The organism is Pseudomonas sp. CFBP2511, from assembly GCF_030209255.1.
GTDB lineage: Bacteria > Pseudomonadota > Gammaproteobacteria > Pseudomonadales > Pseudomonadaceae > Aquipseudomonas > Aquipseudomonas avellanae.
In genome coordinates this window covers 196,112-221,892 of the sequence record NZ_JARVSI010000004.1, presented here as the reverse complement: position 1 = coordinate 221,892, position 25,781 = coordinate 196,112, and the positions used below count along the sequence as shown (strand labels likewise).

Annotated in this window: 29 protein-coding genes; 15 read left to right on the top strand and 14 right to left on the bottom strand. The window is 61.6% G+C overall.

Annotated elements, in window-relative coordinates; genetic code table 11:
* Positions 1 to 15 precede the first annotated feature (15 nt).
* Entirely contained in the window at positions 16 to 684 is a 669-nt protein-coding gene (locus tag QRN38_RS03845) for a polysaccharide lyase family 7 protein (RefSeq protein ID WP_003378216.1), read from the bottom strand.
* Positions 685 to 807: 123 nt separating this feature from the next.
* On the opposite strand from QRN38_RS03845, the gene QRN38_RS03840 reads away from it, so the two are divergent.
* The 8 genes from QRN38_RS03840 to QRN38_RS03805 all read left to right on the top strand — a co-directional run bounded on the left by QRN38_RS03840 (position 808) and on the right by QRN38_RS03805 (position 8,767).
* Complete coding sequence (locus QRN38_RS03840) at positions 808 to 1,137, top strand: hypothetical protein (RefSeq protein ID WP_235814772.1); 330 nt, start codon at positions 808 to 810, stop codon at positions 1,135 to 1,137.
* 88 nt (positions 1,138 to 1,225) lie between these two features.
* The gene (locus QRN38_RS03835; RefSeq protein ID WP_005765235.1) at positions 1,226 to 1,678 is read left to right on the top strand and encodes a MarR family winged helix-turn-helix transcriptional regulator; all 453 of its coding nucleotides are present in this window, start codon (positions 1,226 to 1,228) and stop codon (positions 1,676 to 1,678) included.
* The gene (locus tag QRN38_RS03830) at positions 1,675 to 3,762 is read left to right on the top strand and encodes an FUSC family protein (RefSeq protein ID WP_010208197.1); all 2,088 of its coding nucleotides are present in this window, start codon (positions 1,675 to 1,677) and stop codon (positions 3,760 to 3,762) included. Before QRN38_RS03835 ends, QRN38_RS03830 begins: the two co-directional genes overlap by 4 nt.
* Complete coding sequence (locus tag QRN38_RS03825) at positions 3,759 to 3,968, top strand: DUF1656 domain-containing protein (RefSeq protein ID WP_003378219.1); 210 nt, start codon at positions 3,759 to 3,761, stop codon at positions 3,966 to 3,968. The genes QRN38_RS03830 and QRN38_RS03825 overlap by 4 nt, the downstream gene beginning before the upstream one ends.
* A complete protein-coding gene (locus QRN38_RS03820) occupies positions 3,965 to 4,849 on the top strand; it encodes an efflux RND transporter periplasmic adaptor subunit (protein WP_005765239.1) in 885 nt (294 codons plus the stop codon). The genes QRN38_RS03825 and QRN38_RS03820 overlap by 4 nt, the downstream gene beginning before the upstream one ends.
* Positions 4,846 to 6,279, top strand: a complete 1,434-nt coding sequence (locus tag QRN38_RS03815) for an efflux transporter outer membrane subunit (RefSeq protein WP_057419327.1) — start codon at positions 4,846 to 4,848, stop codon at positions 6,277 to 6,279. Before QRN38_RS03820 ends, QRN38_RS03815 begins: the two co-directional genes overlap by 4 nt.
* Positions 6,280 to 6,836: 557 nt before the next feature.
* Complete coding sequence (locus QRN38_RS03810) at positions 6,837 to 7,670, top strand: ion transporter (protein WP_005619395.1); 834 nt, start codon at positions 6,837 to 6,839, stop codon at positions 7,668 to 7,670.
* Positions 7,671 to 7,768: 98 nt separating this feature from the next.
* The gene (locus tag QRN38_RS03805; protein ID WP_024665914.1) at positions 7,769 to 8,767 is read left to right on the top strand and encodes a sulfate ABC transporter substrate-binding protein; all 999 of its coding nucleotides are present in this window, start codon (positions 7,769 to 7,771) and stop codon (positions 8,765 to 8,767) included.
* Between the two features lie 60 nt (positions 8,768 to 8,827).
* Here the strand turns inward: QRN38_RS03805 and QRN38_RS03800 are convergent, their stop codons facing one another.
* From QRN38_RS03800 to ccmA, 10 genes are read right to left on the bottom strand one after another with little or no spacing between them, the layout of a single operon-like run.
* Positions 8,828 to 9,235, bottom strand: coding sequence for a hypothetical protein (locus QRN38_RS03800; RefSeq protein WP_024665915.1), 408 nt, complete (start codon positions 9,233 to 9,235; stop codon positions 8,828 to 8,830).
* A gap of 11 nt (positions 9,236 to 9,246) precedes the next feature.
* Positions 9,247 to 10,428 (bottom strand): c-type cytochrome biogenesis protein CcmI, encoded by a 1,182-nt coding sequence (gene ccmI, locus QRN38_RS03795; protein WP_057419326.1) that lies wholly within the window; start codon positions 10,426 to 10,428, stop codon positions 9,247 to 9,249.
* The gene (locus QRN38_RS03790) at positions 10,425 to 10,895 is read right to left on the bottom strand and encodes a cytochrome c-type biogenesis protein (protein ID WP_057419325.1); all 471 of its coding nucleotides are present in this window, start codon (positions 10,893 to 10,895) and stop codon (positions 10,425 to 10,427) included. Before QRN38_RS03790 ends, ccmI begins: the two co-directional genes overlap by 4 nt.
* Positions 10,892 to 11,428, bottom strand: coding sequence for a DsbE family thiol:disulfide interchange protein (locus QRN38_RS03785; protein ID WP_007245279.1), 537 nt, complete (start codon positions 11,426 to 11,428; stop codon positions 10,892 to 10,894). The genes QRN38_RS03790 and QRN38_RS03785 overlap by 4 nt, the downstream gene beginning before the upstream one ends.
* The gene (locus tag QRN38_RS03780; RefSeq protein WP_057419324.1) at positions 11,425 to 13,398 is read right to left on the bottom strand and encodes a heme lyase CcmF/NrfE family subunit; all 1,974 of its coding nucleotides are present in this window, start codon (positions 13,396 to 13,398) and stop codon (positions 11,425 to 11,427) included. The genes QRN38_RS03785 and QRN38_RS03780 overlap by 4 nt, the downstream gene beginning before the upstream one ends.
* A complete protein-coding gene (ccmE, locus tag QRN38_RS03775; protein ID WP_024665920.1) occupies positions 13,395 to 13,868 on the bottom strand; it encodes a cytochrome c maturation protein CcmE in 474 nt (157 codons plus the stop codon). The genes QRN38_RS03780 and ccmE overlap by 4 nt, the downstream gene beginning before the upstream one ends.
* A complete protein-coding gene (gene ccmD / locus QRN38_RS03770; RefSeq protein WP_005765257.1) occupies positions 13,865 to 14,041 on the bottom strand; it encodes a heme exporter protein CcmD in 177 nt (58 codons plus the stop codon). The genes ccmE and ccmD overlap by 4 nt, the downstream gene beginning before the upstream one ends.
* A complete protein-coding gene (locus tag QRN38_RS03765) occupies positions 14,038 to 14,841 on the bottom strand; it encodes a heme ABC transporter permease (protein WP_024665922.1) in 804 nt (267 codons plus the stop codon). Before QRN38_RS03765 ends, ccmD begins: the two co-directional genes overlap by 4 nt.
* Positions 14,842 to 14,895: 54 nt before the next feature.
* On the bottom strand, positions 14,896 to 15,567 hold the full coding sequence (gene ccmB / locus QRN38_RS03760) for a heme exporter protein CcmB (protein ID WP_044390241.1): 672 nt from the start codon (positions 15,565 to 15,567) through the stop codon (positions 14,896 to 14,898).
* Positions 15,564 to 16,202 carry a cytochrome c biogenesis heme-transporting ATPase CcmA gene (ccmA, locus tag QRN38_RS03755; RefSeq protein WP_054089887.1) on the bottom strand — a complete coding sequence of 213 codons (639 nt, stop codon included), beginning with the start codon at positions 16,200 to 16,202 and terminating at the stop codon, positions 15,564 to 15,566. Before ccmA ends, ccmB begins: the two co-directional genes overlap by 4 nt.
* A 190-nt stretch (positions 16,203 to 16,392) precedes the next feature.
* On the opposite strand from ccmA, the gene fliK reads away from it, so the two are divergent.
* A complete protein-coding gene (fliK, locus tag QRN38_RS03750; RefSeq protein ID WP_044390238.1) occupies positions 16,393 to 18,042 on the top strand; it encodes a flagellar hook-length control protein FliK in 1,650 nt (549 codons plus the stop codon).
* On the top strand, positions 18,042 to 18,365 hold the full coding sequence (locus QRN38_RS03745) for an EscU/YscU/HrcU family type III secretion system export apparatus switch protein (RefSeq protein WP_003383046.1): 324 nt from the start codon (positions 18,042 to 18,044) through the stop codon (positions 18,363 to 18,365). The genes fliK and QRN38_RS03745 overlap by 1 nt, the downstream gene beginning before the upstream one ends.
* A gap of 21 nt (positions 18,366 to 18,386) precedes the next feature.
* On the opposite strand, the gene recR is transcribed toward QRN38_RS03745, so the two are convergent.
* Together recR and QRN38_RS03735 are read right to left on the bottom strand one after the other, a co-directional pair.
* The gene (gene recR, locus QRN38_RS03740; protein ID WP_003383044.1) at positions 18,387 to 18,989 is read right to left on the bottom strand and encodes a recombination mediator RecR; all 603 of its coding nucleotides are present in this window, start codon (positions 18,987 to 18,989) and stop codon (positions 18,387 to 18,389) included.
* 110 nt (positions 18,990 to 19,099) lie between these two features.
* Positions 19,100 to 19,984: a LysR family transcriptional regulator gene (locus QRN38_RS03735; RefSeq protein WP_005765268.1), complete on the bottom strand. Its 885-nt coding sequence runs from the start codon at positions 19,982 to 19,984 to the stop codon at positions 19,100 to 19,102.
* Positions 19,985 to 20,080: 96 nt separating this feature from the next.
* Between QRN38_RS03735 and QRN38_RS03730 the strand changes: the two genes are divergently transcribed.
* The 5 genes from QRN38_RS03730 (at position 20,081) to QRN38_RS03710 (ending at position 25,321) form a co-directional block, all read left to right on the top strand.
* The gene (locus QRN38_RS03730; RefSeq protein WP_057419323.1) at positions 20,081 to 21,217 is read left to right on the top strand and encodes a DSD1 family PLP-dependent enzyme; all 1,137 of its coding nucleotides are present in this window, start codon (positions 20,081 to 20,083) and stop codon (positions 21,215 to 21,217) included.
* On the top strand, positions 21,207 to 21,599 hold the full coding sequence (locus QRN38_RS03725) for a RidA family protein (RefSeq protein WP_005765271.1): 393 nt from the start codon (positions 21,207 to 21,209) through the stop codon (positions 21,597 to 21,599). The genes QRN38_RS03730 and QRN38_RS03725 overlap by 11 nt, the downstream gene beginning before the upstream one ends.
* A 19-nt stretch (positions 21,600 to 21,618) precedes the next feature.
* On the top strand, positions 21,619 to 22,803 hold the full coding sequence (locus tag QRN38_RS03720; RefSeq protein WP_057419322.1) for an NAD(P)/FAD-dependent oxidoreductase: 1,185 nt from the start codon (positions 21,619 to 21,621) through the stop codon (positions 22,801 to 22,803).
* A 29-nt stretch (positions 22,804 to 22,832) separates the two neighbouring features.
* Complete coding sequence (locus tag QRN38_RS03715; protein WP_057419321.1) at positions 22,833 to 23,690, top strand: GNAT family N-acetyltransferase; 858 nt, start codon at positions 22,833 to 22,835, stop codon at positions 23,688 to 23,690.
* A gap of 155 nt (positions 23,691 to 23,845) precedes the next feature.
* Complete coding sequence (locus QRN38_RS03710) at positions 23,846 to 25,321, top strand: aldehyde dehydrogenase family protein (RefSeq protein ID WP_057419320.1); 1,476 nt, start codon at positions 23,846 to 23,848, stop codon at positions 25,319 to 25,321.
* Between the two features lie 117 nt (positions 25,322 to 25,438).
* Here QRN38_RS03710 and QRN38_RS03705 read toward each other — a convergent pair whose 3' ends face one another.
* A complete protein-coding gene (locus QRN38_RS03705) occupies positions 25,439 to 25,765 on the bottom strand; it encodes a YbaB/EbfC family nucleoid-associated protein (protein ID WP_002552818.1) in 327 nt (108 codons plus the stop codon).
* Between the last annotated feature and the right edge of the window lie 16 nt (positions 25,766 to 25,781).

Below are 25,781 nucleotides of genomic sequence, written 5' to 3'. Positions count from 1 at the left end.
ACCGCCGGGGCACGATCAGGACTTCTTGTCGTGAGCGATTGCCAGCTTGTAGAACGTCGCCGAACCGCCCTCGGTGGTGTAGCCGGTATTGTCCTGGGTATAGACCCCTGCCTTGAAGTAGAACAGTTTGCTGCTCCAGGCCGAATCAAGCTTGGCGTACCAGACCGCGTCGAAAGCACTGACCGTCAGATCGCCGGAAGGCGACAGGTTGATGGTGTAGCTGAACTGCTGATCAAGTGGCACACCCTGCGCGATGGTAATCACCTCGATTTCAGAATCCGGCGTACGACGGAATTTGGCGACGATATTGCCGGTTTTCAGTTTTTCCTTGTACTGATACTCCACCTTCAGCAACGGCTCGGTGCTCTGGTAGCAGTGAATCTGCCCGATCACGATTTTGCCGGTGGAAGGCACCTGATCGACTTCCAGCGTAGCGCGCAGAAAATTGTCGGCGCTCGAATAGGCCCAGTTGAAGACTCTGCCATCGGACGTCGTCTCGCGTAACTCGGAGCGCGGGTACTTGGCGTTCTCTGTCGTTGAACCGGTCACCGGTGCCCAGAAAAACAGCGTGTCCCCGGATTGAAAATAACCGTCCCGATACCCCTTGAGCAGCTTGGGCGTTTCGATGATGGTGGCGGGATCTCCGACAGGTACGGACAAATTCCAGGTGGCAAGATCGATCATGGGTTGCTCGCAAGGTACGCATCCGTACCGGCAAATAGGGCTCTGGAATGGGCGTGCTGGCCCGTTCCGTTCAAGCAGACTATCGGCTGAATCGTTTATTTTTTAAACAGCGCCGACAACTCGATGACGCCAAAAAACTGCCTGAAAAACCCCAATGCCACTATTTTGATGCCAATTTACCAATTGCGGCCAAGTGCCAGCTATAGGCTGCAGGTGCCGATTTATCTGCACGCGTCGATTCGGGTGCTGCGTCATTTTTTTGGAAGGGACATCACAAAACAGCCTGAACAAAGTGCTTATTTCCGACGAGCGGTAGAAACTATTTACGTAAACAATGAACTTTCCCTGAGCCACGTTGACCCAGGCGACCATTTATTATCGATTTCTGGCTTGATCCGGGTCGATGATCCCCCTGGCCCTATTCAAAGCCACCGTCTGGCAGTTACGGGTTGACCGTAAGATCTTGTTACGAGATATTAGTTAGCAAGCTATTAATATTCTCACTAACAATGTTGCTCCTAACTAAATTATCGGTGTTTTCATGCCTGTCGATTCATTGCATCGGGCGGTCAGTAGCGGTCTGGTAGCAGCGTCTCGCCAATGGCGACGCATCTGTCAGAACACGCTGGTCACCTACGGGATTTCCGAAGCGTGCGCAGGGCCTTTATTGGCGATTGCGCGCTTGGGTGACGGTGTCCATCAGGTCAAAGTGGCGCAAGCCGCCGGCATGGAAAGCCCGACGCTGGTGCGCCTGCTCGATCAGCTGTGCAAGGCCGGCATCGTGTGCCGCAGCGAAGACCCCAACGACCGCCGCGCCAAGGCCCTGAGCCTGACCGACAAGGGCCGCACGCTGGCAGGTTCCATCGAACTGGAACTGACCCGGCTGCGCGCCGATGTCCTCAAAGGTCTGCAGCTTTCTGACCTGGAAGCCACATTGCGTGTGTTCCAGGCGTTCGCCGAGGCGGCGCACACTGAATCGGGAGGATCGGCTTGAGCGGATTTTTCTCCAGCGTGCCACCCGCGCGCGACTGGTTCTACGGTGTGCGTACCTTCGGCGCTTCCATGCTGGCGCTTTACATCGCGCTGTTGATGGAAATGCCCCGCCCCTACTGGGCAATGGCCACCGTGTACATCGTTTCCAGTCCGTTCGTAGGCCCGACCAGCTCCAAAGCGTTGTATCGCGCCGCCGGAACCCTGGCCGGTGCGGCCGCGTCGGTGCTGCTGGTGCCGATGTTCGTGCAGACGCCCTTGCTGTTGGCCATCGTGGTCGGGCTGTGGACCGGCACGCTGCTGTTTCTGTCTCTGCACCTGCGCACGGCCAACAGTTACGCGTTGATGCTGGCGGGCTACACCATGCCGTTGATTTCGCTGCCGGTGGTCGATAATCCACAGGCCGTGTTCGACATTGCCGTGTCGCGTACCGAGGAAATTTTCCTTGGCATCATCTGCGCCTCCGTTGTCGGCGCGATGTTCTGGCCCAGACGTCTGGCTCCGGTGTTTCAGGCCACCACAGAAAAGTGGTTCGGTGACGCCGCGACCTACAGCCAGCGCTTCATCAGCCGCACCTGTCAGGCCGAAGAAATCGGCACGCTGCGTAATTCCATGGTCGGCAGCTTCAATTCGCTGGAAATGATGATCGGTCAGTTGAGCCACGAGGGCGCACGCAAACAGACCGTGCGCAACGCCAATGAACTACGCGGCCGAATGATTCACCTGCTGCCGGTCATTGATGCGCTGGACGATGCGTTGTGGGCACTGGAGCGGCGCACGCCCGAGCTGCTGGCCAGCCTGAAACCCATGCTGCAAAGGGCTTGCGACTGGCTCGAAAGCACCGCCGATGGTCCGCAACATGAGCCGTGGCAACAACTGCACCGCGAGCTGGAAGACCTGCAACCGGGCTCTGCGCAACTCGATGACCGAGACCGGTTATTGCTCTCCAATACCCTGTTCCGCCTGAGCGAATGGATCGACCTGTGGCAGGATTGCCGCACGCTGCAGTACGCGATCAAGACCGACGATCAGTCGCCATGGCGCGCCGTCTATCGCCACTGGCGTCTGGGTCGCCTGACACCGTTTCTGGACCGCGGCCTGATGCTCTATTCAGTGACTTCGACGGTACTGGCGATCATCGCCGCATCGGTGTTGTGGATTCTGCTGGGCTGGAAAGACGGCGCCAGTGCGGTCGCGCTGGCCGCGGTGTCGTGCAGCTTCTTTGCCGCCATGGACGACCCGGCCCCGCAAATCTACCGGTTCTTCTTCTGGACCCTGCTGTCGGTAGTGTTTGCCAGCCTGTACCTGTTCGTGGTGCTGCCCAACCTGCATGACTTCCCGATGCTGGTACTCGCCTTCGCCGTACCGTTTATTTGCGTCGGCACCTTGACCGTACAGCCGCGCTTCTTTCTGGGCACGCTGCTGACCATCGTCAATACCTCGTCGTTCATCAGCATCCAGAGCGCCTACGACGCGGATTTCATGAACTTCCTCAATTCCAATCTGGCCGGGCCTGCCGGGCTGTTGTTCGCCTTTATCTGGACGCTGGTGTTCCGCCCGTTTGGCGTCGATCTGGCGGTGAAGCGCCTGACCCGTTTCAGCTGGCGCGACATCGCCAGCCTCAGCGAACACTCGTCTCTGGCCGAGCACCGGCGCATGGGCGTGCAAATGCTCGACCGCCTGATGCAGCAACTGCCGCGCCTGACGATTACCGCGCAGGACACCGGGATTGCTCTGCGTGAGCTGCGGGTGGCGCTGAACATGCTTGACCTGCTCGCTTACACCCGGCGCGCAACACCTGCCGCTCAGGTGTTATTGCGGCAGGTGATCGATGAGGTCAGCGGCTATTTCAAACACTGCAGCAAAGCCGGCGAGCGACTGCCCGCGCCCAGAGGCCTGTTGATGGCCATGGACCGCGCACGCCGCGCGCTGACCGATCAGGAAATGGGCGACAACCCGGCTCGCGTTCATCTGCTGCACGCGCTCAGCGGCCTGCGTTTGGCGCTATTGCCGGGCGTGGAGATCGTCACTGTGGGGGGTGAGCTGACCGAGCAACTGCCACACAACATCGATGGAGCGCCGCTGTGATCGGTGATCTGGACATCAGCGGGATCTTCATCCCCACGTTTCTGGCGATGATGGGCATTGCCTATCTGCTGTTCCTCGGCGTGCACGCCGTGCTGTCGCGCGCCCACTTCTACCGTCTGGTCTGGCACCGGGCTTTGTTCAACGTAGGTCTATACGCTTTGCTGCTCGGCGCCGTGGATACTCTCAGTCGATACCTGATGACATGAAAAAACCGATACTGACACTGGGCCGCGTGGTCCTGACCCTGCTGGTTGTCACTCTGGCTGCCGTCGTTGTGTGGCGCATGGTGATGTATTACATGTACGCGCCGTGGACCCGCGACGGGCACATTCGCGCCGATGTCGTGCAGATCGCGCCGGACGTGTCCGGCTTGATCCAGAAGGTCGAGGTGACGGACAACCAGCCCGTGCACAAGGGCCAGGTGCTGTTCACCATCGACCAGGACCGTTTCCGCCTGACCCTGCGTCAGGCCCAGGCAACGGTTGCCGAGCGTCAGGAAACCTGGGAGCAAGCGCGCCGCGAGAACAAGCGTAACCGCGGCCTGGGCAATCTGGTCGCGCGTGAGCAACTGGAAGAAAGCCAGTCACGCGAAGCCCGCGCCCTCTCGGCACTGGGTGAATCCCGCGTGGCCGTGGATGCCGCACAACTGAACCTGGATCGCTCGGTGATCCGCAGCCCGGTGGACGGCTACCTCAACGACCGCGCGCCCCGCGATCATGAGTTCGTCACGGCCGGGCGGCCGGTGCTGTCGGTGGTCGATTCGGCGTCGTTCCATATCGACGGCTACTTCGAGGAAACCAAACTGGACGGCATTCATGTTGGCCAGGGCGTGGACATCCGGGTCATTGGTGACAACGCACGGCTGACCGGCCACGTGGTGAGCATCGTTGCCGGCATCGAAGACCGTGACCGCAGCAGCGGCTCGAACCTGCTGCCCAACGTCAACCCGGCGTTCAGTTGGGTGCGCCTGGCGCAGCGGATTCCGGTGCGCATCGCCTTCGATGAGGTGCCTGGCAACTTTCGCATGATCGCCGGGCGCACCGCGACGGTGTCGATCATTGACGATACGCAGGAGGCGCAACGATGAAACGCGCTTTACGCGTGGCGGCCCTGGGGCTCAGTGCAGTGCTGTCGGCCTGCCAGATGGTCGGGCCGGATTACCAACTGCCGAAAGACGGCGCGATCAATCGCCCGGATTTACAGGGCGAACTGGCCGGCCGTTCGGTCAACACCGTTTCGGCGCCGGTGCCTGCGCACTGGTGGCGGCTGTATCAGGATGCGCGTCTGGATGAACTGGTGCGCCAGGCCATCGCCTCCAATACCGACCTGCGCATTGCTGCCGCCAACCTGCAACGTTCTCGCTATCAGACGTCCGAAGCCCAGGCCGCAGGCGGTTTTACCAACGGTGCGAAGATCGGCGCGCAGCGTGTGCAGGAATCGGGCGAGGCGTATCTATTGACCGAAAAGGTGCCGGTGTCCAACGTCGGCGACGTTGGCCTGACCACTTCGTATCAGTTCGACCTGTTTGGCACGTTGCAGCGCGGCATCGAAGCCGCGCAGGCCAATGTCGATGCCAATCAGGCGGCGGTCGATACGGCGCGCATCACGGTGGTCGCCGATGTGGTGCGGGCCTACACACAGATCTGCGCGGCCAACGAAGAACTCGGCATCGCCCGCGAATCGCTGGCCCTGCAACAGCAGAGCGTGACCCTCAACCAGCGCCTGCGCGATGCGGGCCGTGGCGATGAAACCCAGGTCACGCGCTCACAGACGCAGTTCAAATCGTTACGTGCCGAAATGCCACGTTACGAGGCGCGACGTCAGGCGGCGATGTTCCGCCTGTCGATGCTGCTGGCCAAACCTGTGGAACAATTACCTGTCGGGGTCAGCACCTGTAACGAACTGCCGCACATCGCACAGGTCATGCCGGTGGGCGATGGCGCCACACTGCTCAAACGCCGCCCGGATGTGCGTCAGGCTGAACGTCATCTGGCGATGTCGACGGCCGAAATTGGTGTGGCCACCGGCGAGTTGTATCCAGACATCAGCATTGGCGCGAGCATCGGCACCACCGGCCTGATCGAGAACCTCGGCAAACCGGCCGCCAACCGCTGGGGCTTCGGGCCACTGCTGAACTGGACCCTCCCGTCCAACGGCTCTCGGGCACGCATCCATCAAGCCGAAGCGTCGGCGCAGGCATCGTTGGCACGCTTTGACGGCGTGGTGCTCAACGCCATCCGTGAGACCCAGACCGGCCTTGCGCAATACACCGCCCTGCTCGACCGCCGCGATGCCCTCAAGGAAGCCGAACAATCGGCCAGAGAAGCTGCTGACCAGACCCACCGCTTCTACGAGGCCGGACGCGCCTCGTTCCTCGCCGACCTGCAAGCCACCCGCACCTACACCGACGTACGCGCACAGATGGCCGAAGCCAACACCGAAGTGGCCATGGGGCAGATCAACCTGTTTCTGGCGCTGGGTGGAGGTTGGGAGAAGGATGACGTGGCGCAGAAGTAGAGATTATCGTTCCTACCACTCCAGCGTAGGAATGCGGTTCTGGACGCTCTGCGTCCGGTCTTGAATGTGCAGCGCGGCGCAGAGTTGTGACGCAGAGCGTCACGAAACGGCATGACGACACAGAGCGTCGCACGATAGTTGAGATTATCGTTCCTACGCTCCAGCGTAGGAACGCGGTTCTGGACGCTCTGCGTCCGGTCTTGAATGTACAGCGCGGCGCAGAGTTGTGACGCAGAGCGTCACGAAACGGCGTGACGACGCGGAGCGTCGCACGATAGTTGGGGTTATCGTTCCTACGCTCCAGCGTAGGAACGCGGTTCTGGACGCTCTGCGTCTGATCTTGAATGTACAGCGCGGCGCAGAATTGTGACGCAGAGCGTCACGAAACGGCATGACGACGCGGAGCGTCGCACGATAGTTGTGGTTCTCGTTCCTACGCTCCAGCGTGGGAACGCGGTTCTGGACGCTCTGCGTCCGGTCTTGAATGTGCTGCCAACGCGCTTGCACTTGACCGGCCATGCTCCTAGGCTCTGCCGATCTTTGTATCGGGAAGCACCATGGACACCTCTCTGAGCCGTCGCGAGCGGTTGCATATCGTTATTTTCGAGGCCAATACGCCTGCCGGGCGGATGTTTGACAAGATTGTGCTGGTGGCGATCCTGCTCAGTCTGCTGGTCACGGTCATCGACAGCATCGAAAGCATTCATCGCGATTACGCGACGCTGTTCGCCTGGATCGAATGGGGCTTCACGCTGCTGTTCGCCATTGAATACATCATGCGTCTGTACTGCTCGCCCCGGCCACTGAAATATGCGTTCAGTTTCTACGGGCTGGTCGATTTGCTGGCGATTGTGCCGGGGGTTCTGTCGATTTATTACAGCGACGCACAATACCTGCTGATCGTGCGGATCATCCGTATGCTGCGGATTTTCCGGGTGCTCAAGCTCGGTACTTACCTGCGCCAGGCCAACTACCTGCTGGCAGCGCTACGCGGCAGCAAGCAGAAGATCATCGTGTTTCTGGTCACCGTCTCAACCCTGGTCACGGTGTTCGGCACGCTGATGTACGTGATCGAAGGCCCGGAGCACGGTTTCACCAGCATCCCCAAGGGCATTTACTGGGCTATCGTGACCCTCACCACCGTCGGCTTCGGCGATATCGTGCCCAAGACACCCGTCGGGCAGATGCTCTCGTCGCTGGTGATGATCATCGGTTACTCGATCATCGCCGTGCCCACCGGGATATTCACCGCCGAGCTGGCCAACGCCATGCGCGGCGAGCAGTTGAAACACGATTGCCCGGTGTGCTCGAAGAATTTCCACGAGCATGGCGCAGCGTTCTGTTCGCGATGTGGTAATCAATTGTTCGCAAAAGTAGAGCACAAGGCATAAGCAAAGACCTTTTCAGTCTTTAAACAGCAGGCGCGATACTGATAGTGTCGCGGCATTACGCCATCAGACTTCATCACAATGATCTCAAGGACCTTGCAGTGAACAAACTCTTCGCCGCCTCGCTACTGGCCGCAGGCCTGGCCTTTGCCAGCGCAACTCAGGCGGCTCAGCCGCTACTCAACGTCTCTTACGACGTGATGCGTGATTTCTACAAGGACTACAACAGCGCCTTCCAGAAACACTGGAAAGCCGAAAAGAATGAAGACGTGACCGTGCAGATGTCGTTTGGCGGGTCGAGCAAGCAGGCGCGCTCGGTCATCGACGGGCTGCCGGCTGATGTGATCACCATGAACATGGCCACCGACATCAATGCGCTGGCCGACAATGGCGAACTGGTGCCGAAAGACTGGGTCAGCCGCCTGCCGAACAACAGTGCACCGTTCACGTCGGCCACTGTGTTTATCGTGCGCAAGGGCAACCCAAAAGCCCTCAAAGACTGGCCGGACCTGGTCAAGGATGGCGTCGAAGTCATCGTGCCCAACCCGAAAACCTCGGGCAACGGCCGCTACACTTACCTGTCGGCGTGGGGGTACACCCTGAAAAACGGCGGCGATGAAGCCGCTGCGAAGAAATTCGTCGGTGATCTGTTCCGCCATGTGCCAGTGCTCGACACCGGCGGCCGTGGTGCGACCACGACGTTCATGACCAACCAGATCGGCGACGTGCTGGTCACCTTTGAAAACGAAGCCGAGATGATCGCCCGCGAATTCGGTCGCGACCAGTTTGAAGTGGTCTACCCGTCCGTGTCGGCAGAAGCCGAGCCGCCGGTGAGTGTGGTCGACAAGGTGGTGGACAAGAAACAGTCTCGCCCACTGGCTGAGGAATATCTGAAATACCTGTGGTCGCCAGAAGGTCAGGAAATCGCTGCCAAGAATTACCTGCGCCCACGCGATCCGCAGATTCTCGCCAAGTACAAGGATCGTTTCCCGAAAGTGGACTTCCTCTCGGTGGAGAAAACCTTCGGCGACTGGCGCACTGTGCAGAAGACCCACTTCATTGACGGCGGTGTGTTCGACCAGATTTATCCGGGCAAGTAAGCACCCCCGCAAAGCAAAACGGCGACCCATAAGGTCGCCGTTTTTAGTTGCAGACTTGAATCAATTGCTGAACTGTTTACCCAGCCCGGCCGGTACGCCGCTGGCGTCGGTCGCCTGCCACGGTCCGTTGGGGTTGGTCGCCCAGCTCCAGCCGTTGTTCCATTGGTAGTAAGTGCGCTGGCGATAGAACGTATTGGGCTGGTCGTCCATCACGTACACACCCAGGCGAGGGTCCCAATGGCTGCCACCGCCCGGTGGCGGGGCGAAGCTGGCCGAGGTCTTCGGTGCTGCCGCTGGCGCTTTGGCAGGCTCGGCAGGCGCAGTGCCAGGGCGCGGTGCGCCAGGCTGCTGGCCACCCGGCAGGTTAATAATCGGATCCTGGCTATGTGGCGGTGCCGGATGCTGGACTGCACAGGCACTCAGGCCAACGACCAGACCCAACAAGGTGATGCGTGCGGTACGGTACATAAGCGTTTTCTCTAGTTATCCGGACTGTCGATGGTCACTACCTGCTGCGCCTCGGTATCGCTGGCCAGCGGCTGACTGCGGCCGACCCACTCACCAGTGGTTGGCTGCCCTGCGCGAGACACTCGCGCAACCAGTTGGACTTGTGCAAAGTTCGACAGGTTCAGTTGCGGCATCATTGCGTCGGCATCGCTCAGTTCCACCTCGGCGGGCAGGTCCGCCACAGTGATGCGCTTGACCGCCAGTGGCGCGGCTGGCCCCTTGATTGCGCGGGCGAAGATGAACACGCTGTCAGTTGGCTGGACGTTATTTTTGAGCGATTCAGCCAGCGCGACACGCACTTTGAGTGACCGGGCTTTGACTGGCGAGCTCTGTTGCGCAAGATTCTCTCGTGCCCGGGCTATCCCGCCTTCCAGCGCCGAGCGCGATGCGTCCTGCGCGGGCAACGCCGCCAGCAGGCGGGTCCAGTAATCCACCGCTGCCTGATAACGCTGCGTTTCAAACGCGGCAATCCCCAGCAGGCCAAGGCTGGTGACTTCTTTGCGGTCGGCCTGCAGCGCTTCGTCGGTCAGCGCCTGCACCTGCGGGGTGAAGTGCTTGTCGCTAGCAAAATACAACGCCTGCGCCCACTGACCGAGCAACTCGGGCGATCTTCCGGCCAGTGCCACCGAACGCTCGAACATCCGTGCTGCATCGCCGGGACGATTTTGCGCCATGTAGCTGCGCGCCAGAAAATACAGGTTCTCGGCAGAATCCGGCTGGGCCTGCACGCTGCGCTCAAGGCGCTGGGTCATGTCGGCCAGTGAGGATGGCGGCTTGGCGAATTCGCGGCTCAGCTCGACCCGGTCGCTGGCGCCCAGATGCAGATAGCCCATAAGGCCGAGCAGCGGCACCAGCACGGCAGCCAGAAACAACAGCGGCTTGCCCAGCCGGGAAGCGTGAACGGTTTCTATGCCTTCGGTGTCGGCAAGCAACTCTCGGGCAGCCTCGGCGCGAGCGTCCTGAAGCTGCTGCGCCGACAAAACGCCTTGCTCGTGCTGAACCTGCAACTCGGCCAGGCGCTCCTGATACAGCGCCACATTGAGCGCGGTGCGGTCTTCTTCGCGCTGCGCACGATGGCCGCGCAGCACCGGGATCAGCAAAAAGCCCAACGCCACCAGCAACAACAGCCCGGTTGCTATCCAGAAATCAATCATGTGCGGTGATCGTCCAGCAATCGGGCGAGGCGCTGCTGCTCGTCTTCGGATAACGCAGCGGCGGGGGCAAAGCGCTGTTTGCGACGGCGCATCACGATAAAACTAATCACCAGCAGGCCACCGAGCAACAGACCGGCCGGGCCGAACCAGAGCAGCCAGGTGCGGGAGTTGAGGCTCGGTTTGTAACGAACGAAGTCACCATAGCGATCGACCATGAAATCGATGATCTGCTGATTGCTCTGCCCTTCGCCCAGCATGCGGTAGATTTCCTTGCGCAAATCAGCCGCAATGGGTGCATTGGAGTCGGCGATGTCCTGATTCTGGCATTTGGGGCAGCGCAGTTCGCGGGTCAGCTCGCTGTAGCGGGCGCGCTCGGCGTCGTCACGAAAGGTGTAAGCGTCGATGGCCGCATGGGCGATGCCGCACAGCAACAGGTTCAGCAAAATCACGCTCAAGCAGCGTTTCATGGTCGGCCCTCGTCAACCAGCGCCTGATAGCGGGCAGCAATTTTTTCGCGCCAGACCGCCTCATCAATGACCCCGACATGTTTGTAACGAATGATGCCCTGACGGTCGATCAAGAAGGTTTCCGGTGCGCCATACACACCCAGGTTCAGGCCCAGCGAGCCGTCTTCGTCACGGATATTCAACTGGTAAGGATCGTGAAATTCCTTGAGCCACTTTATCGCATCGGCGTTGACGTCCTTGTAGTTCACGCCGTAGATCACCACGCCCTGCTGCGCCAGCCGGGTGAGCAGCGGATGCTCGACCCGGCAGGCCACGCACCAGGTGCCCCAGACATTGACCAGCGCGGGTTTGCCCAGCAGGTCGGCACGGGTCAACACCCGATTACTCTGCACTGCCTGCAACGAGAACGGCGGAAAAGGTTTGCCGATCAGCGCTGAAGGCAGCTCGGCGGGGTCCAGATACAAACCGCGGTACAACAACGCCGCCACGCCGAGAAACAGCGCCAGCGGCACGACCATGATCCAGCGCTTCATCGCGCAGCTCCCGACAGGCCAAGCGCCTCACGCACTCTGGTTTTGACCCGCGTGCGATAACGCCGGTCCAGCGCCGCCAGCACCCCGCCAAGACCGGTCAGCAAGCCGCCGAACCAGATCCAGCGCACGAACGGTTTGACGTGAACCCGCACCGCCCAGGCGCCATTGCCCAGCGGTTCGCCCAAGGCCACGTAAAGATCGCGGCTGAAACCGGCGTCGATGCCCGCCTCGGTCATCATTGATTGCTGCACGCTGTAAAGGCGTTTCTCCGGGTGCAGTTCAGTGAGCTGCACGCCGTTGCGCAGGACGCGAACGGTGCCACGATCCGAGGTGAAATTGGGCCCTTCGTAATGCTTCGCGCCCTCGAACACAAACACATAACCGCCCAGCTCGGTGGACTCACCCGGGGCCATGCGCAAATCGCGCTCGGCGCTGTTCTGGCTGGATAGCACCACGCCCAGCGCGCACACCACGATGCCAAAGTGCGCAAGCTGCATGCCCCAATAACTGCGGGTCAGGCTGCGTGCGCCTTTGAGAAGCCCCTTGTGACGGGTCTTGTCAAACAGGTCGCGCAGCCCGGCCAGCAGCACCCAGGCAGCGAGCATGAAGATGGCCAGCACCGCCCACTGAAAATCGCCCATGACCAGCCCGGCGATCACCGCCAGCACGGCGCTGCCGATCAGCACCGGGGCGAGCATGCCCAGCAGCCATTTCAGCGGCGTGTCCTTCCAGCGCACCAGTACACCGACCGCCATGACTGCCAGCAACAGCCCCATCAACGGCACGAACAGCGCGTTGAAATACGGCGGACCGACTGACATCTTGTCGCCGCTGATGGCGTCGATCACCAGCGGATAAAGCGTGCCGAGCAGGATCATCGACGCGGCCACTACCAGTAACAGGTTATTGCCGAGCAGCAATGTTTCCCGCGACCACAGGCCAAAGCCGACGTGGCTTTTCACCACCGGCGCACGAATCGCGAACAGGGTCAGCGAGCCGCCCACCACAACCAGCAGGAACATCAGAATGAACACGCCGCGTGCCGGGTCCGAGGCGAAAGCGTGCACCGACGTCAGCACCCCGGAACGCACCAGAAACGTGCCCAGCAGGCTCAGGGAAAACGCCGCAATTGCCAGAAGCACCGTCCAGCTCTTGAACACGCCGCGTTTTTCCGTGACCGCCAGCGAATGGATCAGCGCCGTACCCACCAGCCAGGGCATGAACGAGGCGTTTTCCACCGGGTCCCAGAACCACCAGCCGCCCCAGCCCAGTTCGTAATACGCCCACCACGAGCCAAGGCTGATGCCGATGCCGAGAAACGCCCAGGCCACCAGTGTCCAGGGTCGCGACCAGCGCGCCCAGGCAGCGTCGAGTCGCCCGCCGAGCAGCGCCGCAATGGCAAACGCAAAGGCTACGGAAAACCCCACATAGCCCATGTACAGCATCGGCGGATGCACGATCAGGCCGATGTCCTGCAACAACGGGTTGAGATCGCGTCCGTTGGCAGGCATTTGCGGCAGCAGGCGGGCAAACGGGTTGGACGTGAGGATCAGAAACAGCAAAAAGCCCAGGCTGATCATGCCCATCACGGCCAGCACCCGCGCCAGCATCACCTGCGGCAGTTGCCGGGAAAACACCGACACCGCGAAGGTCCAGCCACCGAGAATCAACGCCCAGAGCAGCAACGAGCCTTCATGCGCGCCCCACACGGCGCTGAACTTGTAGTACCAGGGCAGCGCGGTGTTGGAATTCTGCGCCACATAGGTAACGGAAAAATCATCGGTCATGAACACGTAGGTCAGGCAACCGAAGGCGAAGATCAGAAAGCTGAACTGGCCCCACGCCGCCGGACGCGCCAGGCTCATCCACAGGCGGTCACTGCGACACGCGCCGATCAGCGGGATGATGGCCTGTACCAGCGCAAAGCCCAGTGCCAGAATCATGGCCAGATGGCCGAGTTCGGGAATCATCGATCAGCCTGCCTTGCGGGCATGGAGGCCGGAGCCGGTGTCGCCTGGCCGCTTTCACGCAGTGCTTTGCTCACTTCGGGGGGCATGTACTTCTCGTCATGTTTGGCCAGCACTTCGTCGGCAACCACCACGCCCTGAGCATCGAGCTTGCCCAACGCGACAATGCCCTGCCCCTCGCGAAACAGGTCGGGAAGGATGCCGCGATAGGCGATGGTCACTGACTTGTTGAAATCGGTGACCACAAAACGCACGTCCAGTGAATCCTTCGAGCGCTGCAATGACCCTTTCTCTACCATGCCACCCGCGCGAATGCGGGTGCCGAGCGGGGCTTGGCCATTGGCGATCTGGCTTGGCGTATAGAACAGATTGATGTTTTCCTTGAGCGCACTGAGTGCCAGGGTCAGGGCCAGACCGACACCGCCCAGCACGGCCAAAATGATCAACAAGCGCTTTCTGCGCAGCGGGTTCACGGCCGGCTCTCCCGCTTCAAGCGTTGCGCCTGTTGCTTCAGATAACGCCGCCGCGCCAGCACCGGCAACGCCACGTTGATCAGCAGCACCAGCAGACACAGGCCGTAAGCCGACCAGACGAACAGCCCGTGGCGGCCCATGGCGAGAAAATCGCTGAATGACTCGAAGCTCAAGGCGTGTTCTCCAAAGGCGTCGGCGTGTGCCCCAGGCTGCGCTGAATCTCGGCCCTTGCCCACTGGGTGCGCGACTCGCGACGCAGCACTTCAAGCCGCATGCGCAACAGCAGCACGACGCCAAAGAAGCAGTAAAAACCCAACACGGTAAACAGCAGCGGCAGCCACATTTCGGCAGGCATGGCCGGTTTCTCCGTGAGGCTGAACGTCGCGCCCTGATGCAAGGTGTTCCACCACTCGACCGAGTATTTGATGATCGGAATATTCACCACGCCGACGATGGCCAGCACTGCACAGGCCTTGCCGGCGCTGTCGCGATTGCTGATCGCGTTGCCCAGCGCGATCAGGCCCAGATACAGGAACAGCAGAATCAGCATTGAAGTCAGTCGTGCATCCCAGACCCACCAAGCGCCCCAGGTCGGCTTGCCCCAGATCGCCCCGGTCGCCAACGCCAGCGCAGTCATCCACGCCCCGATGGGCGCCGCGCAGTGCAGCGCAACGTCGGCCAGTTTGATCTTCCATACCAACCCGACCACGCCGCACACCGCCAGCATCACGTAGCAGGACTGCGCCAGCATGGCGGCAGGCACGTGAATGTAGATGATCCGAAAACTGTTGCCCTGCTGGTAATCCGGCGGCGCGAACGCCAGGCCCCAGACCATACCGATGCCCAGCAACAGACACGCAGCCACACTCAGCCACGGCAGCAGGCGCGCACTAATGCGGTAAAACGCTTTCGGTGAGCCGAGCCTGTGCAACCAGGCCCAACCGATGCTGCTTTTCATGGCGTTGCTTTTCATCAGGTGTATCCAGGGTTTTGCCGGGCATCGGTAACCCGATGCCCGGCACCTCAATTATTCGCCGACGCTGATCTTCAGGCCCGCGGCGATTGCAAAGGGTGTCAGGGTAATCGCCAGCACCGTGAGGCTGCCGAGCCACAACAGGTAGCCGGTCGCGGGCATGCCTTGCAGGGCGGCTTGCAGCGCAGCGCTGCCCAGAATCAATACCGGGATGTACAGCGGCAGAATCAGCAGGGCGAGCAACACACCGCCGCGCTTGAGGCCCACCGTCAACGCGGCGCCCACGGCGCCCAACAGGCTGAGCACCGGCGTGCCGAGCAGCAGCGAAAGCATCAGCACCGGCAGGCACTGCACCGGCAGACCGAGCATCAATGCCAGCACCGGCGACAACAGTACCAGCGCCAGCCCGGAAAAAACCCAGTGTGCCAGTACTTTGCCCAGAATCAGAAGCGCCAGAGGGTGCGGCGAAAGGACCCACTGTTCCAGTGAGCCGTCCTCGAAATCGCCGCGAAACAGCCCGTCCAGCGAAAGCAGCACAGCCAACAGCGCCGCCACCCAGAGCAGTCCCGGCGACAAGGCTTGCAACAATTGCGTGTCCGGGCCGATGGCCAGCGGGAACAGGGCGATGACCAGCGCGAAGAACACCAGCGGGTTGGCCAGCTCGGCCGGACGACGCGCAAGCAGGCGTGCTTCGCGCAGGATCAGCGCCGCAAAGACACGGCTCATGCTGACCCCTTTGCCAGATCGATGCTGCGATAACCCGCAGGCAAGCGACTCAGGGTGTGGTGAGTGGTGATCACTACCATACCGCCCTGTTCACAGTGGTCTGCCAGGTGATTCTCCAGCTGGGCGATGCCTTGTTGATCGAGCGCGGTGAAGGGCTCATCGAGTATCCAAAGCGACGGGCCGGGCATGTGCAGACGTGCCAGCGCAACGCGACGCTGCTGCCCGGCAGACAAGGTGTGACAAGGCACGTCCTCGAACCCGGCCAGCCCGACCGCGTTCAGCGCATGACCAATAGCGTCGGCACCGGCTGGCTGATGCAGTGCGCAGAGCCAGGCCAGGTTCTCAAGCGGTGTGAGCAAGTCCTTGAGCGCTGGCGCATGGCCAAGCCACAACAGATCGCAGCCCGGCGCTCGCTGGCGGCCAAGCACTTGCCCGTTGAGCAGCACCTGCCCGGCGGTCGGCTGCATCAGCCCGCACAGCAGGCGCAGCAGGCTGGTCTTGCCGCTGCCGTTGGGGCCGCTGACCTGCAACATGTCCCCGGCGCACAGGTGCAGATCGAGGTTTTCGAACAGCACCCGCCAGTCCCGCTCGCATGCCAGAGCCGTCGCTTGCAAAAATGGGGGGGCTGGGGTCATCAGGCGTTTCCAGTGCTGTTGCGTCGCGAAATGTGTCAAAACAGACACATACGGAGTAAAAGACGGTTCAAGTCAGGATTGATGCAGCCGTTACATGAAGAGAACTTAATGGCGGCCAGCCCGGTTTCGGCCGGTATTATACATACGAGTCCTGTTATCAAAGGGGCAATTTCCTCAGGTCGACATTTCAATGACAGGCGACATCACCAGCGTTCCGGCGGCTACCGCCATCACCACATTGCTGCGCGCCGGCATCTCCCCTGCGCAGGTCCTGACCTTAGTGCAATCGGCGGAAAATCTCATCCCCGAAGGCGAGACCGCCGACGCCGAAGTACTGACCCTCAAGCAGGTCAACCAGAACTTCCAGTTGCTGCTGCGTCTGGTGCTGGCCAATGGCACCCAGACCAGCCTGCCGGTCACCAGCAGCGTACCGTTCACGCCCGGTAGCCTGTTGCAGGTGGCGCAGGCGTCGTCCAACGAACTGACACTGACCCTGCAACAGCTCAACAGCGCGCTGAAAAACTCGATGACCAGCCTCGATACTCAGCGGTTGCCGGTCGGCACCCTGTTGCAAGGCAAGGTCATGACCAGCCAGGTGATCGCGCAGGCGGTCAACCTGCTGGCCGGGCAAAACCCGGCTGCGGCAACGCCCACGTACCGCTCCATCGTGATGCTGCTCAACACCGCACTGGCAGGCTCCAGCCTGACCATCGAAAGCCCGCAGCCGTTGACCGTCGGCAGCCTGTTGAGTGCCCAGGTGCAAGGCAGTCAGGCACTGAATTTCGTCGCCCTGCCCGGTCGCTTTGATCAACTGGCAGTGGCGCAACAACTGGCCACCCAGCAAAACCGTCAGGGCTCGCTGAGCACCCTGATCAATGCCCTGCAAAATCTGCAAAACGTGCAGAGCAACACGGCGGTGAACAGCAATCCGGTTGCGAACACGCCAGCCATCAGCGCGCCGCTGCAAGCCGCCATCGGCCAGTTGCTGGACGATTTGCCCGATATCGATCAGATGACCACACCCAAAGGCGTTGCGCAGGCGCTCAATGCCAGCGGCGCATTTCTGGAAGCAAAACTGCTCGCCGGGCTCAATCCGGCGCAGGTCCCGGACATGAAGGCCAACCTGATGCGCCTGATCGCGCAGATTCTGCCCGGCCTGCCGGAAAACACCACTTACAGCGCCGCCGCTGCGTCCAACACCCTGGCGCGGGCCATGCCCAACGCCATTCGCAATGCGCTGGGCACCCTGGGGCTGGTGGCTGCGCGCACCCAGCCAAGCATCTTTCCGTTGCCGTCGCGCAACGTCAGCGGTGGCGAAAAAGAGGACGACCTGGAGATTCTGCTCAAACTCGCGGCCGCCGCTGTTTCGCGCCTGCAAAGCCACCAGTTGGGCGGCCTGGAGCAGACCCGTACCAATGCCGATGGCACTCAGGTGACTACATGGCAACTGGAAGTGCCGATGCGCAACGCCCATGACATCGTGCCGTTGCAGGTCAAGGTGCAGCGCGAAGACAAGCCAGATCAGGACGCCACCGAAGACCGCGACGATATCGAGATCAAGGAAACCCGTGAAAAACTCTGGAAAGTCGATCTGGCTTTCGACCTGGAGCCGCTTGGCCCCATGCAGGTGCATGCGCAACTGCTGCGCGGCACGCTGTCCAGCCAGTTATGGGCCGAGCGCCCGGACAGCGCAACACTGATCGAACATGAACTGGGGCATTTGCGCGAGCGCCTGATTGCCTGCGGCCTGGCCGTCGGGGAACTGGCTTGCAGCCATGGCGTTCCGCCGCAAGGGCCGCGCACCGCCCTCGAACAACGCTGGATCGACGAGAACGCCTGATGACCCTACCCGATCATGTCCCGCGCCAGGCCATCGCCCTGAGCTACGACGGCCAACAGGCGCCGACCCTCAGCGCCAAGGGTGACGACCAGTTGGCCGAAGCCATTCTGGCCATTGCCCGCGAATACGAAGTGCCGATCTACGAAAACGCCGAGTTGGTCAAACTGCTGGCCCGCATGGAGCTGGGCGACAGCATCCCGGAGCCGCTGTACCGCACCATTGCCGAAATCATCGCCTTCGCCTGGCACCTGAAAGGCAAGTTTCCGGCCGGTCAGGACCCCGATGCGCCGCCTGTAGAGCGGGATATCACCCCGCGCTACTGACAGCGAAGCAGTTGAACGGCTTCACAAGGCAATCGGTTTGCGCCCGGCAAACGAGTGCGCCAGGGTGCCGCCGTCAACCAGGTCCAGCTCGCCACCCAGCGGCACGCCGTGGGCAATGCGCGAGGCCACCAGGCCTTTGTCGTGGAGCAACTGGGCGATGTAGTGCGCGGTGGCCTCGCCCTCCACGGTCGGGTTGGTGGCCAGAATCACTTCCGTGAAGGTGGCCTGCTGGCTGATGCGCTCCATCAGTTGCGGAATGCCGATGGCCTCCGGGCCCAGGCCGTCGAGGGGCGACAGGTGGCCCTTTAGCACGAAATAACGACCGCGATAACCGGTCTGCTCCACCGCATAGACATCCGTCGGGCCTTCGACCACGCACAGCAGGGTGTCATCGCGACGCAGGTCGGAACACTGCGGGCAGAGCTCTTCTTCGGTCAGCGTGCGGCACAAGCGGCAATGACCGACGCCATCCATTGCCTGCCCCAACGCCAATGCCAGCCGCGAACCGCCGCTGCGGTCGCGCTCCAGCAGCTGCAACGCCATGCGTTGCGCGGTTTTCTGACCGACGCCCGGCAGCACGCGGAAGGCATCGATCAACTGGCGAATCAGGGGGCTGAAGCTCATGGAGAAAAATCCGACAAAAACACAAGACGCGGTTTATACCCGCGCGTTGCTGTGAGCGTCAATTGAGGTGTTCGATACTGCGACCAACAGCGCCTGTGCGACTGACGTGATCAGCCCTTCAACGTCGTCTCCAGAAACTCCGTCAGTGCCTGCACCCGCGCGCTGCGGTGCTTGCGCACAGGCACCAGCAGGTTGATCGGGGCGCTGGCCAGTTGCCAATCGGCAAGGACGCGCACCAGGTTGCCGCTGGCGATCGCATCGCTGACATCCCACTGCGAGCGCAACACGATCCCCAGCCCCTGCTCGGCCCAGCGCCGCGCCACCGAGCCGTCGTTGCTGAGCAGTGCGGGCTCGATGCGCAGGGTCTTTTTTGCGTGCCCCTTGCTCAGGTGCCAGAGGGTCACGTCTTCGTCGTTTTCACGAATGCAGATGCAGCGGTGGCTGGCCAGTTCATCGGGCATCGAAGGCACGCCGTGCTGCTCAAGATAAGCCGGGCTGGCGCACAGCCAGCGATGGTTCTGCGCCAGAGGCCTGGCGATCCACAGGCTGTCATTGAGGTTGCCGATGTGAATCACCGCGTCGCTGTCGTGGCGATCCGGCCACGGCGTTTCGCGCAGGTCCAGGTGCAGGGATAATTGCGGATGCAGCTTGGCGAAGCGTGCCAGCAGCGGCGCAATGCGCTGCCGGCCATAACCAAACGGCGCAGCCAGGCGCAGGGTGCCGACCAGTCGTTCGTCGCGCTGTTTGAAAGATTCCGGAAGCGCTTCAAGCTGTTCCAGCAGGTGCGCGCTTTCCCGTGCGAAACGTTCGCCATCGGCGGTCAGGCTCAGGCGTCTGGCGTCGCGGTTGGCCAGGGTGATACCCAGTTGCGTCTCCAGTTTGCGCAAGCGCATCGACAACGCGGGCGGCGAGACATTCAGCACTCGGGCGGCAGCACTGAGGGATTCACAGCGCGAAAGCGTCACGGCCAGACGCAGGTCTTCGATGGCGATCATTCAGCTCAGCTTAAGGATTGATGACAATCCATTGAACCACAGCTTCATCATCAGTGAGTAGAGTGCCTGTCGTACCCCGTCATGCGAGCCTTGCCCATGTCAGCTTCTCTGCTCTCTCTCGATACGCCTGTTGCATTGCTGGACATGCCGCGCATGCAGCGCAATATTCAGCGCATGCAGCAACGCATGAATGAACTGGGCGTGCGCTTGCGCCCGCACGTCAAGACCAGCAAGTCGCTGCCGGTCATTCAGGCGCAGATGGCTGCGGGTGCCCGTGGTGTGACGGTCTCGACCCTGAAAGAGGCCGAGCACTGTTTTGCCGAGGGCATCAGCGACGTGTTTTACGCCGTTGCCATTGCACCCGGCAAACTGGATCAAGCACTCAAGCTGCGGCGCATTGGCTGCCGCCTGAGTATCCTGACCGACAGCGTGGTCGCAGCACAGGCCATTGTTGCCTTTGGCCAGCAGCACGATGAGCAATTCCAGGTATGGATCGAGATCGATTGCGATGGCCATCGCTCGGGGCTGACGGTCGAAGACAACGCGTTGATCGAGGTGGCGAGAACACTGGTCGAAGGCGGCATGCAACTGCGCGGGGTCATGACCCACGCAGGCTCCAGCTACGACCTCGACACGCCTGAAGCACTGCAAGCCCTGGCCGAGCAGGAACGCCTGCTCTGCGTCAGCGCCGCCGAACGCATTCGCCAAGCCGGGCTGCCCTGCCCGGAAGTCAGCATCGGCTCGACACCCACCGCATTGTCTGCACAAGGTCTTGCAGGCGTGACCGAGGTGCGCGCGGGCGTGTATGTGTTCTTCGATCTGGTGATGCACAACATCGGCGTGTGCGGTGCAGACGAGCTGGCCTTGAGCGTGCTGACCACCGTTATCGGCCATCAGCAGGACAAGGGCTGGGTTATCGTCGACGCAGGCTGGATGGCCATGAGCCGGGATCGCGGCACCCAGCGCCAGCGTCAGGATTTCGGTTACGGCCAGGTCTGCACTGAAACCGGCGAGTGGATCGATGGCGCGCGAGTGACCGGGGCCAATCAGGAGCACGGCATTATCACCCTCGCCACAGGCGACAGCACAGACATCACCGGCCGCTTCCCGATTGGCAGCCGGCTGCGCATTCTGCCCAATCATGCGTGCGCGACCGGCGCGCAATTCCCGGACTACCACGCCTGCGACGCCGACGGCGCAGTGCACATCTGGAGTCGTCTGCATGGCTGGTGATATCGAACTGATTCGCACACCCTCGGCCGCAGCGCCGGGCGGGCACTATTCCCAGGCGGTGCTGCACCAAGGCATTTTGCATGTTTCCGGGCAATTGCCGGTTCGCGCTGACGGCAGCCACAGCGTTGACGAACCATTCGAAGTGCAGGCGGCCATTGCGCTGGACAATCTGGTTGCGATACTCAGCGCAGCTGGTTGCGGCACGAATGATTTACTCAAAGTGACGGTCTACGTCGCTGGCATTCGGCATTGGCCTGATTTCGACCGGATCTATGCGGGCTATCTGGGCGACCATCGCCCGGCTCGCGCCGTGGTGCCGGTTCCAGAACTGCACCACGGCTACCTGATCGAGATCGAAGCCTTGGCGCGCGCCGCACGATGAACACTATCGAGAGCACCTCATGACCCCGCAAAAAAGCGACGTTCTGATTATCGGTGGCGGCTTCATGGGCTCGTCATCGGCGTTTTTCCTGCGCCAGCACGGGCGCTCGGTGACCCTGCTGGAACGCGACCAGATCGGCCAGTACGCCAGCGGCGTCAACTTCGGCAATGTGCGCCGTCAGGGCCGGTTTCTCGGCCAGCTGGAACTCTCCAATCGCTCCTGGGCGCTGTGGAAACGCCTGCCCGAGCTGATCGGCGAAGACCTGGAGTTCATTCCCAGCGGCCACATGCGCGTGTGTTATCGCGAAGACGAAATCGCCGAGCTGGAGGCCTACGCCGCGGCACCCGAAGCCCGCGAGCTGGATTTGCAGGTCATCAGAGGCAAGGCGCTGCATGAGCGCTTCCCGTTTCTCGGCCCGGAGGTCAAAGGCGGCTCTTATGCGCCGCACGACGGGCACGCCAACCCGCGCCTGGCCGCGCCCGCCTTCGCCCGTGCGGCGATTCGCGCCGGGGCAAGAATCGAAGAGCGCACCGAAGTGGTCGAGGTGCAGAAGGTCGGCGGCGAGTTTCACGTCACCACCACTGACGGCCAGCTGTTCGTCGCCGAGCAACTGCTGATCACCGCAGGAGCCTGGGCGGCCAAGCTGGCCGAGCAGTTTGGCGAGCCGGTTCCGCTGGAGCCCAACGGCCCGCAAATGTCCGTGACCGAGCCGGTGCCCTACGCCCTGCCCACGGTGATCGGGGTGTTCACCAAAATCAAAGAGGAAGTGATCTATTTCCGCCAGATCCCGCGCGGCAACATCATCATTGGCGGCGGCAATCGCAACAAGCCAGACATGGTCAACCGTCGCGCCTATTTCAAGCCGCAAAGCCTGATCAATCAGATGAAACAGATGAGCCGCCTGATACCCGGCGCAGAAAAGCTCAACATCATCCGCGTCTGGAGCGGCATCGAGAGCTATACGCCAGACTCGCTGCCAATCATGGGCCGCAGCGGCAAGGTCGATGGCCTGTTCTACGCCTTCGGCTTCTGCGGTCATGGCTTCCAGCTCGGCCCTGGTGTCGGTGACGTGATGGCCGAGCTGATCAGCACCGGCAGCACCCGCACGCTGATCAGCCCATTCGATATCCGCCGCTTTACGGACCCAGGTGCCATCGAGATGCCGTTTGTCTCCAGCCTGATGAACGCAGGCAAGCTGATATGAGCCCGATCATTCATTCTTAGGAAGGCGCCATGCCCACGACTTCGGACACCCGCTATCACTACCGCCCGGCCACTGCCGCAGACACACTGGCAGCCCATGCGCTGTCGGTGCACCTCAAATGGCCACACCGCGAAGAGGACTGGGCGATGGTGCAACGCACCTCGGATGGCTTTGTCGCCGAACATGACGGGCAACTGGTGGGCGTAGCCTTCACCTGTCATCAGGGCGACTGGTCGTCGATTGGCCTGGTGATTGTCAGTGACGAACATCAGGGCAAAGGCCTCGGTCGTCGCTTGATGAACCTGTGCCTGGACGCCACCGCGCCCCGCACGCCGATCCTCAATGCCACGGAGTCGGGCGCGCCGCTCTACAGGAGCATGGGTTTCGTTGACTTTGCACGGATTCAACAGCATCAGGGCATTGCTCAGGTGCCTGATGCTGAAAGGCTGAGCGAGGGCTTGCCTGTTCGGACACTGGGGCCTGCCGACCACGCCGAGTTGATCCGCCTGGCCAACGCTGGCAGCGGTCTGGACCGCAGCGTGGTGCTGACCGATCTGCTGCATGATGCCGAACAGGCGGTGGGTATCGAGCATGATGGCCAGTTGCAAGGTATCGCCCTGCTACGGCGCTTTGGTCGCGGCCATATCATCGGCCCGGTGGTCGCGCAGGATGTCGGGCAGGCGCAACGGTTGATCACCCAGTTGCTGCGCCTGATACCCGAGCGGTTTGTGCGTTTCGACATCATGGCCGACTGCGGGCTCGCGCCGTGGCTGGAAAGCCTGGGCCTGGCGTGTGTCGACAGAGCGCCGCGCATGGTGCTCGGCACGCCTCCGCCGAAGAGCCCGGACGTGCAGCAGTTTGCGCTGGTGACTCAGGCGATTGGCTGAACCAAGGGCGGATGGCGGGCTGAAACAGGTCCGCGAGGTTAGCGGGTTGCATACAGCAGATTATTCTTTGCAGCCCGCCAGATCGGCGCTTTTTGTCCAGACCGCTTTGTTAGCTTATGGCTATCAAATCATTATCGCTCCAGGGAGCCCGCTGGATGATCACACAGCCCTTGAACAGCCATCGCGTTGATCCGCACACGGCGCAAAAATTCTATATCGATGGTCACTGGTCTGCGCCGCAGAGCCCCGTCAGTATTGCGGTGGTCAACCCGGCGACTGAAGAGGTCGTGGCGCACGTTGCCAGTGGTTCCGCTGCCGATGTAGACCGCGCCGTTGCAGCCGCTCGTGCGGCCTTTGCGGGCTGGTCCGGCACCTCGCCTGAGGTTCGCGCGCAGGTCATCGGCCGGATTCATGAGCTGATCATCGAGCGCAAGGAAGAGCTTGCGCAGGCGATCTCGCTGGAAATGGGCGCAGCCATCAGTTCTGCGCGTGCCATGCAGGTGCCGCTCGCCGCGGAGCACGTGCGGGTTGCGCGCGATCTGCTGGCAACCTATCGCTTCCAGACGGTCGAAGGCGGCACGGCCATCGAACGTGAACCGATCGGTGTGTGCGCGCTGATCACGCCGTGGAACTGGCCGCTCTATCAAATAACCGCCAAAGTTGCCCCGGCCATCGCTGCCGGTTGCACGGTGGTCCTCAAGCCCAGCGAACTGTCGCCATTGAGCGCATTGCTGTTCGCGCAACTGGTGCACGATGCCGGGCTGCCGCCTGGGGTGTTCAATCTGGTCAATGGCAGCGGCCCTGAAGTGGGCGGCGCGATGGCTGCGCATCCTGACATCGACATGATTTCGATCACCGGTTCGAACCGTGCGGGCGCTTTGGTCGCGCAGGCATCTGCGCCGACCGTCAAGCGCGTCACCCAGGAACTGGGCGGCAAATCGCCGAACATTCTGCTGCCTGACGCCGACTTCGCCAACGCTGTGCCGCCTGGGGTGATGGCTGCGTTTCGTAACGTCGGCCAGTCATGCAGCGCACCGACGCGCATGATCGTGCCGAGAAACCGCCTGGCAGAAGTCGAAGCGCTGGCTGCCCAGACGGCCGGGACGATCGTCGTCGGTGATCCGCAATTGGACCACACCGTGCTGGGGCCGATTGCCAACGAGGCCCAGTTTCATCGCGTGCAGGCGATGATCAATGCGGGTATCTGTGAGGGTGCAAAACTGGTCTGTGGCGGGCCGGGGCGTGTGCAAGGTCACGAGCAGGGCTTTTATACGCGGCCGACGGTGTTTTCCGAGGTGGATTCGTCGATGCGCATCGCCCGTGAGGAGATTTTTGGTCCGGTGCTGTGCCTGATTGCCTACGATACGATCGATGAAGCGGTGGCGATTGCCAACGATACGGTTTATGGGCTGGGCGCCCACGTTCAGGGCCAGGACCTTGAGCTGGCCCGCTCGGTGGCTTCGCGCATTCGCGCCGGCCAGGTGCACCTGAACTATCCTGCCTGGAACCCGATGGCGCCGTTCGGCGGCTATAAGCGTTCGGGTAATGGGCGTGAATATGGCGTGCATGGGTTCGAGGAGTATCTGGAGACCAAGGCGATTGTGGGGTTTGCTCCGGCTGACTTGATGTAACGGTCGTGCCAATGCAGAGCACCCAGCGTCATGCACATATCGTGCGACGCTCCGCGTCGCATGCAGACAGAAAAATGCCAGGCACCTGGCCTGGCATCAATCATTGCGCAGTTGCCATCAGAACGGCAGTTTCATGCCCGGTGGCAGTTGCATGCCGGCGGTCATGGAGGCGGTCTTGTCCTGACTGGCCTGTTCGATCTTGCGCACGGCGTCGTTGACGGCGGCGGCGATCAGGTCTTCCAGCACTTCCTTGTCTTCTTGCATCAGGCTGTCATCCAGATTGATGCGCTTGACGTCGTGACGACCGGTCATCACCACACTCACCAGGCCTGCGCCCGATTGACCGGTAACTTCCGCGTTGGCCAGTTCTTCCTGCATCTTGGCCATTTTTTCCTGCATTTGCTGCGCCTGCTTCATCAGGCCAGCCATGCCACCTTTCATCATGGGATATCTCCTCGAA